We start from the raw sequence: 13,686 nt of genomic DNA, 5'->3' as shown, positions 1-13,686 counted from the left end.
AAAAAGAGGAATGTGGTGTCTATTAATGATTAAGTTTGAAGCTGTTTCAAAGATATACGGGGATAAGAAAGCAGTAGACAATGTAAGTTTTAATATTAATGAAGGTGAATTCTTTGTACTTATAGGACCTTCTGGGTGTGGAAAGACTACAACACTTAAAATGATTAACAGGCTAATACCTTTATCAGAAGGGTTTATATATTTTAACGATAAACCAATAAGTGATTATGATGTTGCGGAGATGCGATGGGATATTGGATATGTACTCCAACAAATTGCACTATTCCCGCATATGACGATTAAAGAAAATATCGCGCAAGTACCAGAAATGAAGAAATGGAAAAAGAAAGATATTGCTAATAGAGTCGATGAATTGCTCACTATGGTTGGTTTAGATCCTGAAACATATCGAGATAGATATCCAAGTGAGTTATCTGGTGGACAACAACAACGTATTGGCGTTATTCGAGCACTTGCTTCCGATCCGCCAGTTGTCTTAATGGATGAACCATTTAGTGCACTAGATCCAATTAGTAGAAAGAATCTACAAGATGATTTACTTGAACTTCAATCGCAAATTAAAAAAACAATCGTCTTTGTAACGCATGATATTGAAGAAGCGATGAAAATGGGAGACCGTATTTGTTTATTGAATCAAGGACATGTGGAGCAAATTGGAACGACAGAAGACTTTATTCATCGCCCTAAAAATGATTTCGTAAAATCATTTATTGGTAATGTGGATGCGCATGTATTGAAGCAAGTGAAGCTCGGTGATATTGCGCAACCAATTTCAGACGTAAATACACAATCTATTGATCAATATCCTAAAGTGTCACCAGATCAAACAATTGATGACATATATGGATTATTGGCAGAACACGAAGCGATTGTGATGGATTCAGAAAATACAGCACCTAGCCATATTGTGACAAGACAATATGTGTTTAGTTATTTAGCTGAAAAGAATAGAGGTGTTTCTTCATGAATGCATTAATCGAAACACTTTCAAGCCGTAAAGGGCAACTTTTAGAAACGTTAATTGAACATATTCAATTATCATTTATTGCACTTTTAATCGCAGTCGTCATCGCAGTTCCGTTAGGTATATTACTGACAAAGACTAAAAAGCTAGCCGAAGTTATTATTAACATCGCAGCTGTTTTACAAACAATACCATCTCTTGCTTTACTAGGTTTAATGATTCCGCTATTTGGTATAGGACGTATACCGGCAATTATTGCACTTGTTATATACGCGTTATTACCGATATTAAGGAATACATATACCGGTATTAAAGAAGTAGACCCTTCGTTAATTGAAGCGGCACGTGGTATAGGTATGAAGACTGGTAGAAGATTGTCTAAAGTTGAGTTACCACTTGCAATGCCAGTTATGATGGCTGGTATTCGAACAGCTATGGTATTAATTATTGGTACAGCAACATTAGCAGCTTTAATTGGTGCTGGTGGTCTAGGGGATTTAATATTATTAGGTATTGATCGAAATAATACATCTCTTATATTACTAGGTGCGATTCCTGCAGCTATTTTAGCGATTTTCTTTGATGTATTTTTAAGAATTTTAGAAAGAATTTCATACAAAAAATCTTTAATTATTCTTGGAACAATATTAGTTATATTCTTATTATCTGTGACGATACCTTTATTTGCTCAAAAAGGTGATAAAATTACTTTAGCAGGTAAACTAGGATCTGAACCAGAAGTTATCACAAATATGTATAAGATTTTAATTGAAGAAGAAACTGACAACACTGTTGAAGTTAAAGCAGGTATGGGTAAGACTTCTTTCCTATTTAATGCATTAAAGTCTGACGAAATAGATGGATATTTAGAGTTTACAGGTACAGTTCTTGGTGAATTAACAAAAGAAACACCGAAATCAACAACAGAGCAAGAAGTATATAATCAAGCTAATAATAGTCTTGATAAAAAGTTTGATATGCAATTGCTTGAACCGATGAAATATAATAATACGTATGCTTTAGCAGTTAAAAAAGAATATGCTGAAAAACATAATATTAAAACTATTTCAGATTTAAGTAAGGTTGAAGATGAAATTCGACCTGGTTTCACTTTAGAGTTTAATGACCGCGAAGATGGTTACAAAGGTATTCAAAAGAAATATGATTTAAACTTTAAAGATGTTAAAACAATGGAACCTAAATTAAGATATCAAGCGCTTGAAAGTAATGATATTGATTTAATTGATGCATATTCAACAGATGCTGAGCTTAAAGAATATGGCATGGTTGTCTTAGAAGACGACAAAAAATTATTCCCACCATACCAAGGTGCACCACTTATGAAAAAAGAAACAATTAAAGAGCATCCAGATGTGGTGAAAGCTATGAATAAATTAAAAGGCAAAATATCTGATGAAGAAATGCAAGAAATGAATTATAGAGTTACGATCAAGGATGAAGATGCTTATCAAGTCGCGAAAGAATATTTACAGAAGAATGACTTGATTGATTAAATACCATTGATTTATGAAAATGATTAGGTCTATAATACTAATAAATTAACAAACGGTAAATTTCGGTTTACCGTTTTTATATTTCAACTTGGAGGTCTAAAAATGAAGCAACAATTAAGTGAATTACAAGCATACCAACCGGGGTTATCTCCGAGACAATTAAAAGAAAAGTACGGCATAGATGGAGACATGGTCAAACTTGCTTCAAATGAGAATTTATATGGTCCTTCACCAAATGTTAAAGAAGCAATCAAAGCTAATTTAGATGAATTATTTTACTATCCAGAAGTAAAACAATTTGAAGTGAAAGAAACATTAAGTACATTTCTCAATGTGAAGAAAGAACAAATATTCTTTGGTTCAGGTTTAGATGAAGTGATTATGATTATTTCAAGAGCAGTTCTTGAAAAAGATGATGAAATTTTAACGAGTGACATGACATTTGGACAGTATAGACATCATGCTATTATTGAAAGTGCCCAAGTTAAAACAACACCGATTAAAGATGGATATTTTGATTTAGATGCAATGTATGAACAAATTACAGATAAAACGAAACTGATTTGGATTTGTAATCCGAATAACCCAACAGGCACATATTTACCTCATGATGCTATAGAAGCATTTATTCAAAAAGTACCAGATGATATTATCGTTTTAATCGATGAAGCATATATTGAATTTGCTGTTGCTGAAGACATGCCAAATAGCTTAGAATTGCTTTCAAAATATAATCAAGTCGTTGTCTTACGTACACTTTCTAAAGCGTATGGATTAGCAGCACAACGTATTGGTTATGCAATCGCGAATGAATCATTATTAGACCAATTAGATATTGTCAGATTACCATTCAATGTAACGTCACTTTCAGCTGTTGCAGCAGATGCCGCGATTAAAGATCAAGCTTACTTAAAAGACATTACAACAAAGAATCGTCATGAAATTGAAAAATTCTTAAATGCACCTTTTAAAGAACATATTTACGATAGCCAAACGAACTTTATATACGTTAATACAGACGAACCTCAAGTATTATATGATTATTTAATAAAAGAAGGCTTTATTACAAGACCATTCCCAAATGGTGTGCGTATTACGATGGGCTTTAGTGAACATAACGATAAGATGATACAAGTATTAGAAGAATTCTTTAAAACACACAGTTCGTAATAAAGGAAAGGCAATACGTTCTTTGGTATACTAGTAGACATTGATATATAAAGGAGAAGGTATAATGACGAAGCAAACAATTGGTATCGATATGGATGAAGTGCTAGCTGACACAATAAAAAAACTTTTAAGACGTTACAATGAAGAAACTTCTTCTAATGTTACTATGGAAGAACTTAAAGGTACAAAAATCCGTAATATGATGCCTGAACATCAAGGTATTTTGACAAGTATTTTAAGAGAAGATGGATTTTTTAGAGACTTAGAAGTATTTCCAGACGCTGTAGAAGTTGTACAGAAGTTAAATGAATACTATGACGTTTATATTGTTACAGCAGCAATGGACGTACCAACATCATTTGCTGATAAATATGCTTGGCTAAGAGAACATATGCCATTCTTAGACCCTCAACACTTTGTATTTTGTGGAGATAAAGGTATCGTCAACACAGATTATTTAATTGATGATAATCCTAAACAACTTGAAAGCTTCAATAATCATTCAATTATGTATGCAGCAGATCATAATATTGATATTGATAAATGGCCAAAAGTTCAAAACTGGAAAGAAGTAGAAGCATATTTCTTAGGTGAAAACGGGGAATATAATAAACAACAAGAATCTTTATCAGAATCATATAAATAAAGTAAAAGACTGGGACATAATGTAATGTCTCAGTCTTTTTTAGTATCTTGGCAGTAGATGACTGAATTGAAATGCGCTTGTACCAAGGTTTTCCAACTCTAGTCATCCTTGCCGGGGCGGGACTACGAAATCTTTTTTTACAAATTAGATTTCTGTCCTGCTCCCTTTTTAATGTATGCCTTGCATAAGTTTTTTAATTTTTGGTGTCATTGATAATACAATAAGCGAAACGACAATAGCGATTGCGCCGATTAAACCAAAGTAGTTCTGTTGACCTAATGGCTCAATCAATTTAACTAATTGTCCGTTAATACCTTGTGCTGTTGCGTTCGTTAAGAACCAAAGACTAAGCATTTGTGCTGAAAAGGCTTTTGGTGCAAGTTTAACTGAAACACTTGATCCAGTAGGTGATAAACATAATTCACCTATAACACAAAGGAAGAAGCTGAGTACTAACCAAATTGGATTCATCAGTTCTGCTTGTTGCATCATCATTGCAATCATCATAGCAATAAATGAAATACCAGCGAATGCTAAACCAATTACAAATTTAAGTGGAGTAGAAGGATTGTATTTACCTAATTTTTGCCACAAGAATGAAATAACTGGTGCAAATAGAACGATGAAGATTGGGTTAATAGATTGGAACCAACCTGCTGGTATCACGAAATTAATGCCATATGCATTTAAATCTAATTGTGTATGTTCTTGCGCGAATACACCAAGTACGTTTGATCCTTGTTCTTGAATGCTCCAGAATAAAACAGAAGCTAAGAACAATGGTACATACGCAAGTAATCTTGATTTTTCTGTTTGATCTATATCAGGGCTTCTATACATAATTGTCCAGTAAACAAATGGTATAACGATACCGATAATTAAAACAATTAAACTGATTGAATTAAATGTAAGATGACCTGTTAAATATAAAATAGCTAAAAGAATAACAATACCGATTGCACTATATGTAAACATTTTAGCGTATTTAACTTTTTCTTTATGATTGAGTGGGTTAGAAGGATGATTTTCAACTTCCCCAAGACTTCTTTTTTGGAATAGAATGTATGCTACTAAAGCTAAAAGCATACCGAAAGCTGCGATTGAGAATCCTTGGTGGAAACCAACGCTTACACGTACTTTGTCGATAATAAGTGGTGATAATAAAGCACCCATATTAACTGACATATAAAAGATAACAAAACCTGCATCTAATCTATTATCATTCTTATGATATAAACCACCCACAACATTTGAAATGTTAGGTTTCATAAGTCCCGAACCTACAATGATTAATATCATAGAAATAAGAAATGCACCTAAACCAAATGGTAAAGATAACACTAAGTGACCTAGCATAATAAGTACTGCACCGTACATTAATGATCTACGAGAGCCGAGTAATCTATCAGCTACCCAACCACCTAATATACCTGTCATAAATATTAATGAACCATACATGGCCATAATTTGTTGAGCTGTAATTTTATCTAAACCTAGTCCGCCTTGGCTGACAGTAAAGTATAAATAATACAGTAAAATTGCACGCATTCCATAATAACTAAAACGTTCCCAGAATTCTACAAAGAACAATATACCTAAGCCGCGAGGATGTCCAAAAAATCCATGTTGAGGGACAGTTTCAACCATTTCCTCTCGCGTCATTTTGCCCATAAAAAATCGCTTCCTTTCTAAACTTCCCCTGATTGTCGGGTAAGTTTAAAGAACATTTTAACCCTATATGTTAGTAAATTCAATAAAATTTTAATGAGTTCTAATATTGTGAATATTCTAAAATAATTAATATATCAATAATAAGTATTTTTACACATATTAGTTAATTGTTTAATAGGTTTAGGGAGGGGGAGGATTTATGTGTGGGATCTTGGTGGTATCGTTAGGGACAGAATTCCGAGAAATGTCCGTAAGAGATAGCGTTCTAACTACCACAATTCAGAAAAATGGAAGTCAGAGAATTCTAATTACCAGAATTTGAAATAATGGAAGTTAGAGCATTCTAATTACCAGAACTCGAAATAATGGAAGTTAGAGCGTTCTAATTACCAGAATTCAGAATAATGGAAGTTAGAGCATTCTAACTACCAGAATTCGAAATAATGGAAGTTAGAGCGTTCTAATTCCCACCTAACTCCCACTAATCAAAACTTTCTTAATACTAAAAAAGGCAAGGACAACTTTTGTTGTCCTTACCTCGTAAATGGCTAGATCTTATTTTACGCCTGCCATTAATGTTTTAATTTTTGGACTTGCTACAAGTAAGATGATTGAAATGATGATTGCGAATATACCTGAGTATAAGAAATAATCATTTGAACTAATACTTGTATAAATTTTTACCATTTGAGCATTCAAACCTTGAGCCATAGCGTTTGATAAGAACCAAACACTCATCATTTGAGCTGTGAATGCTTTTGGTGCTAATTTAGTCGTTGTTGATAATGCGATTGGTGATATACAAAGTTCACCTAATGTTACTAATAAGAAACTTGCAAATAACCAAACTGGGTTAATTAATGTTGATGTGTCTGATAATGGAACGACCATAATAATATATGAAAGTCCTGCTAAGAATACACCTATAGCAAATTTATAAACAGTAGGTGGGTTGAATTTACCTAATTTAACCCATAATACTGAGAACACTGGTGCTAAAATAATAATGAAGAATGGGTTAAGTGATTGGAACCAAGCTGCTGGTATATTAAAATCAATTGCGCCACCTGTTAATTTAGCCATGCTTAATTGTGTCTTAGTATCTGCGAATTGTGCTAATACTGTAGAACCTTGCTCTTGAATCATCCAGAATGCTACTGCTGCAATGAATAATGGTATATATGCATATACACGTGTACGTTCATAATCTTCAGTCTTTTTACTTAATGAAATTTTTACGAAATAGTAAATTGGTAGAGCAACACCAAGTATTGAAATAAAGTTTGCGAAATTAGGCAATGTTAATTGTCCGAATAGACTTAGGATGAAACAAATAATTGCGATAATTACGACAGTGATACCAACAATTTTGACCATTTTTTTCTTTTCAGAAGATGATAATGGATCGGGTACTTCGATACCTGCTAAACCTAAATATTTCTTGTTTGTGATGAAATAAATGATTAAACCGATGAACATACCAACTGCTGCTACTGCAAAACCAGCATGGAAGCCTACGTTTACTTGTAACCAACCGATTAATAATGGTGAAATTAAAGCACCTAAGTTGATTGACATGTAGAAAATAGTAAATGCTGAATCCATTCTTGGGTCATTCTTTTCATATAATAAACCTACTGTAGAAGAAATGTTTGGTTTCAATAATCCTGTACCAATAATTAAGAACAATAGCGCGAATAATAGCAATGTAAAATTATTTGGTAGTGATAATAAGATGTGACCAATCATGATGAGTATTCCACCGTAGAATAATGCATGACGTGTACCAGTAATTCTATCAGCAATCCATCCACCAATAACACCACTCATATAAACAAGTGCACCGTAGATAGAAACGATTTGAAGTGCTAAACCTTGATCAATACCAAAGCCGCCTTTTGCTACTGAATAGTAAATGTAGTAGGCAAGAATAGCCTTCATTCCATAATAACTAAATCTTTCCCAGAATTCGGTAAGGAATAATGTAGCCAAGCCTTTAGGATGACCAAAGAAACCTGTACGTGGTGTACTTTGGATAATTTCCTCTTTAGTATAATGTTTGTTACCCATTTTTTACTTCCCCTCATAATAAACTGTATTCATTTTTAGATGTACTTAAAATTAGCACATGTTAAATTGTAATGCTTTCGCAAAATAAACACAAGGTAAAGATTAACAATATTCATACAATAATGACTATTAAAAATAATAGCGTCAATAGTGGCAAGGCTTAAGATAAATGTGAACAAATTTTTAAAATTGTAAGCGTTTTCTTAATTGGTGAGTAATATGTTTTGAAATGTGAAATTTATACATATAAAAAACCGAGTCATGTTGAATATGACTCGGCTATATATTGAATTATTATCTGTTGTCGATATTTTCAGGATATAAATCGTGGTTCATCATACGGTACTCTGCCATTTTTTCGTATTTAGAATCTGGTCTTCCATAGTTTGTATAAGGATCGATAGAAATACCACCACGTGGCGTGAATTTACCTAAAACTTCTATATAATGGGGATCCATTAATTCTATTAAATCATTCATGATAACGTTCATACAATCTTCGTGAAAATCACCATGGTTTCTAAAGCTGAATAAGTATAATTTTAATGATTTAGATTCTACCATTTTAATGTTTGGTATATAAGAAATATAAATTGTCGCAAAATCAGGTTGTCCTGTGATAGGACATAAAGAAGTAAATTCTGGACAATTGAATTTTACAAAGTAATCTCTACCTTGATGTTTATTGTCGAACACTTCTAATACTTCAGGTTTGTATTGATCATGATATTGATTGTTTTGATTCCCTAATAACGTAATATCTTTTAATTCGTCTTTGTTTCTTCCCTCTGACATTATGATTCTCCTTTATTAATTGCTTCTTTAGGTTTAGGATTTCTTTGGGCTTTCTTGAACATATAATAGCCTGCTAAGAATATAATAATGTATCCTAAATAACTGAGTAAATCTGGTACTTCTTTAAATAAGATGAAACCGAGTATGGCACTGAATATGACAGATGCGTATACAAATATTGAAATATCTTTTGCTGCTGCGAAACTATAGGCAATTGTTATACCGAATTGACCAACTGTTGCAAAGACACCTGATAACAATAATATGATGACTTGTGAAAGTGTCATAGGTTCAAATGTAAAGATGACAAATGGAATTAATGCGACCGTAGAAAAGAATGAAAAGTAAAATACTGTTGTATATGATTTTTCACGTTGTCCTAAAGGTCGTAGGGCAGTATAAGCACCTGCAGCAAAAATTCCAGATAATAAACCGATAACTGCTGGCATCATATCTGAATCAAATGTAGGCTTAATTATAAACAATGCACCAAGAATCGCTACAATCATTGCAATTACTTGGTATTTGCGTGCTTTTTCATTTAAAAATATCGCGCAAAGTAGTATAGTCCAGAATGGGTTTAATTTCATTAACATATCCGCATCACTTAAAACCATGTGATCAATCGCATAAATATTGAGTAATACACCAATAAGTCCAAGTGTAGAGCGCAAAATGAGTAACGGTTGATTTTCTAATTTACCGAAAAATGGTGCTCTATACTTCATGACAAAGTAAATCGGTACAATCATTGCGATGAGGTTTCTAAAAAGTGATTTTTGAAAAACTGGTAAGTCACCAGATAATCTGAAGAATACTGCCATTAAACTAAAACCAATCGAAGAAATGAGTATTGCAATTATTCCTTTTACTGTGGAATTCATGTAAACACCTTCTATTTTTTATCAATGAACATATATTATCATAATTCACTTTAAAAAGTATATGACTTGTTCGTTGATTGTTTTCGACAAATAAATTTTTATGAAAGCAATTTTCAAATGTTGATATAGCAACGCTTAGTCGAAACAAGAAGAAAGTCAACCCTATTTTTTTAAAAAATATAAGGTATTATAAGTGTTATGAATCATTTAAAGTGCTATAATGAATCACATAATATAGTATGTGCTTATAAAACGTAACACTATATCTTGTGTTTTGTGCATTTGAAATAAAAATGAATAAAGTGTTCATTTTTTTGTATTTTTTATTTCATTTATACAGTTGTATAAGCATTTACATGTGGTAGGTGAAAGTTTATGAAGATAATTTATTACTCTTTAACTGGTAATGTACGACGGTTCATACAGAGAGCAGGATTGTCTGACACAATGGCTCTCACTGAGGCAAACAAGACAAATGAAATAAATGAACCATTTATAATGGTTACAGGTACAATTGGATTTGGCCAAGTACCTGATACTGTACAAGATTTTTTGAAAGTGAATCATCATAATCTTAAAGCAGTAGCAGGTAGTGGAAATAGAAATTGGGGACAGAATTTCGCGAAAGCTAGTGAAGAGATCGCGAATCAATATCATGTCCCTTTATTGATGAAATTTGAGTTACACGGTAACCAAGCTATAGCAGATGAATTTAAGGAAAAGGTGGTTAATCTCAATGAAAATGATAAACAAACAAAAGAAAAATCATATTGAATTAAACAATAAGGTAACAAAGAGAAGAGAAGACGGCTTTTTCGATATTGAAAAAGATCAAGAAGCATTAGAAGTATATTTAGAAGAAATTGCAGAAAAAACAATTCAATTCAATGATCCTATTGAACGTTTACACTTTTTAGTTGAACAAGACTTTTATTATGACTTATTTAAAGAATATAGTGAGACATCATTAAAAGAGATTAACCAGTTTGCAGATTCAATTCCTTTTCAATTTGCAAGTTACATGTCAGCTAGTAAGTTCTTCAAAGATTACGCTTTGAAGACTAATGATAAATCAGAATACCTTGAAACATATAAAGAACACGTTATTATTGTTTCTCTATATTTAGCTAAAGGTAATGTTGAACAAGCTAAACAATTTGTTGAAGGTATGATTGAACAACGTATTCAACCTGCAACACCAACATTCTTAAATGCTGGTAGAGCTAGACGTGGTGAGTTAGTAAGTTGTTTCCTATTAGAAGTAGATGATAGCTTAAATTCAATTAACTTTATTGATTCAACAGCTAAACAATTAAGTAAAATTGGTGGCGGTGTAGCAATCAACTTATCTAAATTGCGTGCACGTGGTGAAGCTATTAAAGGTATTAAAGGTGTCGCTAAAGGAGTATTACCAGTTGCTAAATCACTTGAAGGTGGCTTTAGTTATGCTGATCAACTTGGTCAAAGACCTGGTGCGGGTGCAGTATACTTAAACATCTTCCATTATGATGTATTAGAATTCTTAGATACTAAAAAAGTGAACGCAGATGAAGATATTAGATTATCTACTATTTCTACTGGTTTAATCGTTCCATCTAAATTCTTTGATTTAGCTAAAGAAGGTAAAGATTTCTATATGTTCGCACCACATACTGTTGAACGTGAATATGGTGTGACACTTGATGATATCAATCTAGATGAATACTATGATGAACTTGTAGCAAATCCTAATATCATTAAAAAAGCTAAAGATGCACGTGATATGTTAAATACAATTGCTCAAACGCAATTACAATCAGGTTATCCTTATTTGATGTTTAAAGATAATGCGAATAAAGTACATCCTAACTCTAATATCGGACAAATCAAAATGAGTAACTTATGTACAGAAATATTCCAATTACAAGAAACGTCAATTATTAACGATTATGGAACTGAAGATGAAATCAAACGTGATATTTCTTGTAACTTAGGTTCATTAAATATTGTAAACGTGATGGAATCAAAGAAATTCCGTGATTCTGTACATATTGGTATGGATGCTTTAACAGTTGTATCTGATGATACAGATATTAAAAATGCACCAGGTGTAAGAAAAGCAAACAATGAGCTACATTCTGTAGGTTTAGGTGTTATGAACTTACACGGTTTCTTAGCTAAAAACAAAATTGGTTATGAATCAGAGCAAGCTAAAGACTTCGCAAATGTATTCTTCATGATGATGAACTACTATTCTATCGAACGTTCAATGGAAATTGCGAAAGAAAGACAAGAAACATATGTAGATTTCGACAAATCTGATTACGCTTCAGGTAAATACTTTGAAAAATATATCCAACAAGATATTAAACCTGAATACGATAATGTTGCGGCATTATTTGAAGGTTTCGATATTCCAACTGCAGAAGATTGGAAAGCATTAGCAGAAGCTGTTAAAGAACATGGTTTATACCATGCATATAGACTTGCTATTGCACCAACTCAAAGTATTTCATATGTACAAAATGCGACAAGTTCTGTTATGCCAATTGTCGACCAAATTGAAAGAAGAACATATGGTAATGCAGAAACATTTTACCCAATGCCATTCTTATCACCTGAAACAATGTGGTATTACAAATCAGCATTTAATACAGATCAAATGAAATTAATTGATTTAATTGCAACGATTCAAGAGCATGTAGACCAAGGTATTTCTACAATTTTATATGTAAATTCTGAGATTTCAACACGTGAACTTTCAAGATTATACGTATATGCTCACCATAAAGGCTTAAAATCACTTTACTATACACGAAATAAATTATTAAGCGTTGAAGAATGTACAAGTTGCGCAATCTAATCAATTTAATTAAGATAGGAGATCTAACATGAAGGCAGTAAACTGGAATACACAAGAAGATATGACGAATATGTTTTGGCGTCAAAACATCTCACAAATGTGGGTTGAGTCAGAATTTAAAGTATCTAAAGATATAGCAAGTTGGGAAACATTAACAGAACCTGAAAAAAATGCTTTTAAAAAGGCATTAGCTGGTCTTACTGGATTAGATACACATCAAGCTGATGATGGCATGCCTCTAATCATGATGCATACGAAAGACTTACGTAAAAAAGCAGTGTATTCATTTATGGGTATGATGGAACAAATACATGCGAAAAGTTATTCACATATATTCACGACATTATTACCATCTAGTGAAACAAATGAATTATTAGATAAGTGGGTTGTTGAAGAACCACACTTGAAATATAAATCAGAAATGATCGTAGGTAATTATCATAAATTATGGGGTAAAGAAGCTTCAATTTATGATCAATACATGGCTAGAGTATCAAGTGTGTTCTTAGAAACATTCTTATTCTACTCAGGTTTCTACTATCCATTATATTTAGCAGGACAAGGCCGTATGACAACTTCAGGAGAAATCATCCGTAAAATTTTACTAGATGAATCTATTCACGGTGTATTTACTGGTCTAGATGCACAAAGTTTAAAAAATGAATTGTCACAAGACGAACAAATTAAAGCAGATAGAGAAATGTATCGTATGCTTGATTTACTTTATAAGAATGAATACGAATATACAAAAACATTATATGATGAAATAGGATTAACAAATGATGTTATGAACTACGTAACATATAATGCGAATAAAGCATTAGCTAATTTAGGATTTGAACCATATTATGAAGAAAAAGCGTTCAACCCAATTATTGAGAATGCATTAAATACAAGTACTAAAAACCATGACTTCTTTAGTGTTAAAGGTGACGGTTATGTACTAGCATTAAATGTAGAAGCACTTAAAGATGAAGACTTCATCTTTGATGAAAAGTAAAAAATTAAGTAGTAGTCTAGGACATGTACCTTGTCCTAGGCTATTTTTTATGAGGATAAAAAGTTAACATATTTTTCAATATTTATTGGAATTTATGTGATATTTATTG

Annotated in this window: 11 protein-coding genes; 7 read left to right on the top strand and 4 right to left on the bottom strand. The window is 32.2% G+C overall.

Annotated features, from left to right (window positions below; translation table 11 throughout):
• The first annotated feature begins 25 nt into the window (after positions 1-25).
• The 4 genes from LQ693_RS01785 to LQ693_RS01770 all read left to right on the top strand — a co-directional run bounded on the left by LQ693_RS01785 (position 26) and on the right by LQ693_RS01770 (position 4,315).
• Entirely contained in the window at positions 26-988 is a 963-nt protein-coding gene (locus LQ693_RS01785; RefSeq protein WP_025905405.1) for an ABC transporter ATP-binding protein, read from the top strand.
• On the top strand, positions 985-2,499 hold the full coding sequence (locus LQ693_RS01780) for an ABC transporter permease/substrate-binding protein (RefSeq protein ID WP_025905406.1): 1,515 nt from the start codon (positions 985-987) through the stop codon (positions 2,497-2,499). Before LQ693_RS01785 ends, LQ693_RS01780 begins: the two co-directional genes overlap by 4 nt.
• 102 nt (positions 2,500-2,601) lie before the next feature.
• On the top strand, positions 2,602-3,669 hold the full coding sequence (gene hisC / locus LQ693_RS01775; protein ID WP_103362200.1) for a histidinol-phosphate transaminase: 1,068 nt from the start codon (positions 2,602-2,604) through the stop codon (positions 3,667-3,669).
• 64 nt (positions 3,670-3,733) lie between these two features.
• Positions 3,734-4,315 carry a 5' nucleotidase, NT5C type gene (locus LQ693_RS01770; protein ID WP_025905408.1) on the top strand — a complete coding sequence of 194 codons (582 nt, stop codon included), beginning with the start codon at positions 3,734-3,736 and terminating at the stop codon, positions 4,313-4,315.
• Positions 4,316-4,483: 168 nt separating this feature from the next.
• On the opposite strand, the gene LQ693_RS01765 is transcribed toward LQ693_RS01770, so the two are convergent.
• The 4 genes from LQ693_RS01765 to LQ693_RS01750 form a co-directional block, all read right to left on the bottom strand.
• Entirely contained in the window at positions 4,484-5,986 is a 1,503-nt protein-coding gene (locus LQ693_RS01765; RefSeq protein ID WP_025905409.1) for a peptide MFS transporter, read from the bottom strand.
• Positions 5,987-6,541: 555 nt separating this feature from the next.
• Positions 6,542-8,056, bottom strand: a complete 1,515-nt coding sequence (locus LQ693_RS01760; protein ID WP_239703046.1) for a peptide MFS transporter — start codon at positions 8,054-8,056, stop codon at positions 6,542-6,544.
• A gap of 294 nt (positions 8,057-8,350) precedes the next feature.
• Entirely contained in the window at positions 8,351-8,851 is a 501-nt protein-coding gene (queF, locus tag LQ693_RS01755) for a preQ(1) synthase (protein ID WP_025905411.1), read from the bottom strand.
• The gene (locus LQ693_RS01750) at positions 8,851-9,735 is read right to left on the bottom strand and encodes a DMT family transporter (RefSeq protein WP_025905412.1); all 885 of its coding nucleotides are present in this window, start codon (positions 9,733-9,735) and stop codon (positions 8,851-8,853) included. Before LQ693_RS01750 ends, queF begins: the two co-directional genes overlap by 1 nt.
• Before the next feature lie 375 nt (positions 9,736-10,110).
• On the opposite strand from LQ693_RS01750, the gene nrdI reads away from it, so the two are divergent.
• From nrdI to nrdF, 3 genes are read left to right on the top strand one after another with little or no spacing between them, the layout of a single operon-like run.
• Positions 10,111-10,509: a class Ib ribonucleoside-diphosphate reductase assembly flavoprotein NrdI gene (gene nrdI, locus LQ693_RS01745; RefSeq protein ID WP_119493798.1), complete on the top strand. Its 399-nt coding sequence runs from the start codon at positions 10,111-10,113 to the stop codon at positions 10,507-10,509.
• Positions 10,472-12,577, top strand: coding sequence for a class 1b ribonucleoside-diphosphate reductase subunit alpha (nrdE, locus tag LQ693_RS01740; RefSeq protein ID WP_025905414.1), 2,106 nt, complete (start codon positions 10,472-10,474; stop codon positions 12,575-12,577). The genes nrdI and nrdE overlap by 38 nt, the downstream gene beginning before the upstream one ends.
• 28 nt (positions 12,578-12,605) lie before the next feature.
• Positions 12,606-13,577: a class 1b ribonucleoside-diphosphate reductase subunit beta gene (gene nrdF, locus LQ693_RS01735; protein WP_025905415.1), complete on the top strand. Its 972-nt coding sequence runs from the start codon at positions 12,606-12,608 to the stop codon at positions 13,575-13,577.
• The last annotated feature ends 109 nt before the right edge of the window (positions 13,578-13,686 follow it).

The organism is Mammaliicoccus sp. B-M6 (genome assembly GCF_022386965.1).
Taxonomy (GTDB): domain Bacteria; phylum Bacillota; class Bacilli; order Staphylococcales; family Staphylococcaceae; genus Mammaliicoccus; species Mammaliicoccus sciuri_A.
Note: the sequence above shows the minus strand (reverse complement) of the source record. Positions and strands in the feature narration are given on the sequence as shown.

Bases quoted from the DNA above. Each gene is read 5' to 3' on its own strand.
- LQ693_RS01785 (WP_025905405.1), top strand. From the start codon at position 26: ATGATTAAGTTTGAAGCTGTTTCAAAGATATACGGGGATAAGAAAGCA.
- LQ693_RS01780 (WP_025905406.1), top strand. From the start codon at position 985: ATGAATGCATTAATCGAAACACTTTCAAGCCGTAAAGGGCAACTTTTA.
- hisC (WP_103362200.1), top strand. From the start codon at position 2,602: ATGAAGCAACAATTAAGTGAATTACAAGCATACCAACCGGGGTTATCT.
- LQ693_RS01770 (WP_025905408.1), top strand. From the start codon at position 3,734: ATGACGAAGCAAACAATTGGTATCGATATGGATGAAGTGCTAGCTGAC.
- LQ693_RS01765 (WP_025905409.1), bottom strand. From the start codon at position 5,986: ATGGGCAAAATGACGCGAGAGGAAATGGTTGAAACTGTCCCTCAACAT.
- LQ693_RS01760 (WP_239703046.1), bottom strand. From the start codon at position 8,056: ATGGGTAACAAACATTATACTAAAGAGGAAATTATCCAAAGTACACCA.
- queF (WP_025905411.1), bottom strand. From the start codon at position 8,851: ATGTCAGAGGGAAGAAACAAAGACGAATTAAAAGATATTACGTTATTA.
- LQ693_RS01750 (WP_025905412.1), bottom strand. From the start codon at position 9,735: ATGAATTCCACAGTAAAAGGAATAATTGCAATACTCATTTCTTCGATT.
- nrdI (WP_119493798.1), top strand. From the start codon at position 10,111: ATGAAGATAATTTATTACTCTTTAACTGGTAATGTACGACGGTTCATA.
- nrdE (WP_025905414.1), top strand. From the start codon at position 10,472: ATGAAAATGATAAACAAACAAAAGAAAAATCATATTGAATTAAACAAT.
- nrdF (WP_025905415.1), top strand. From the start codon at position 12,606: ATGAAGGCAGTAAACTGGAATACACAAGAAGATATGACGAATATGTTT.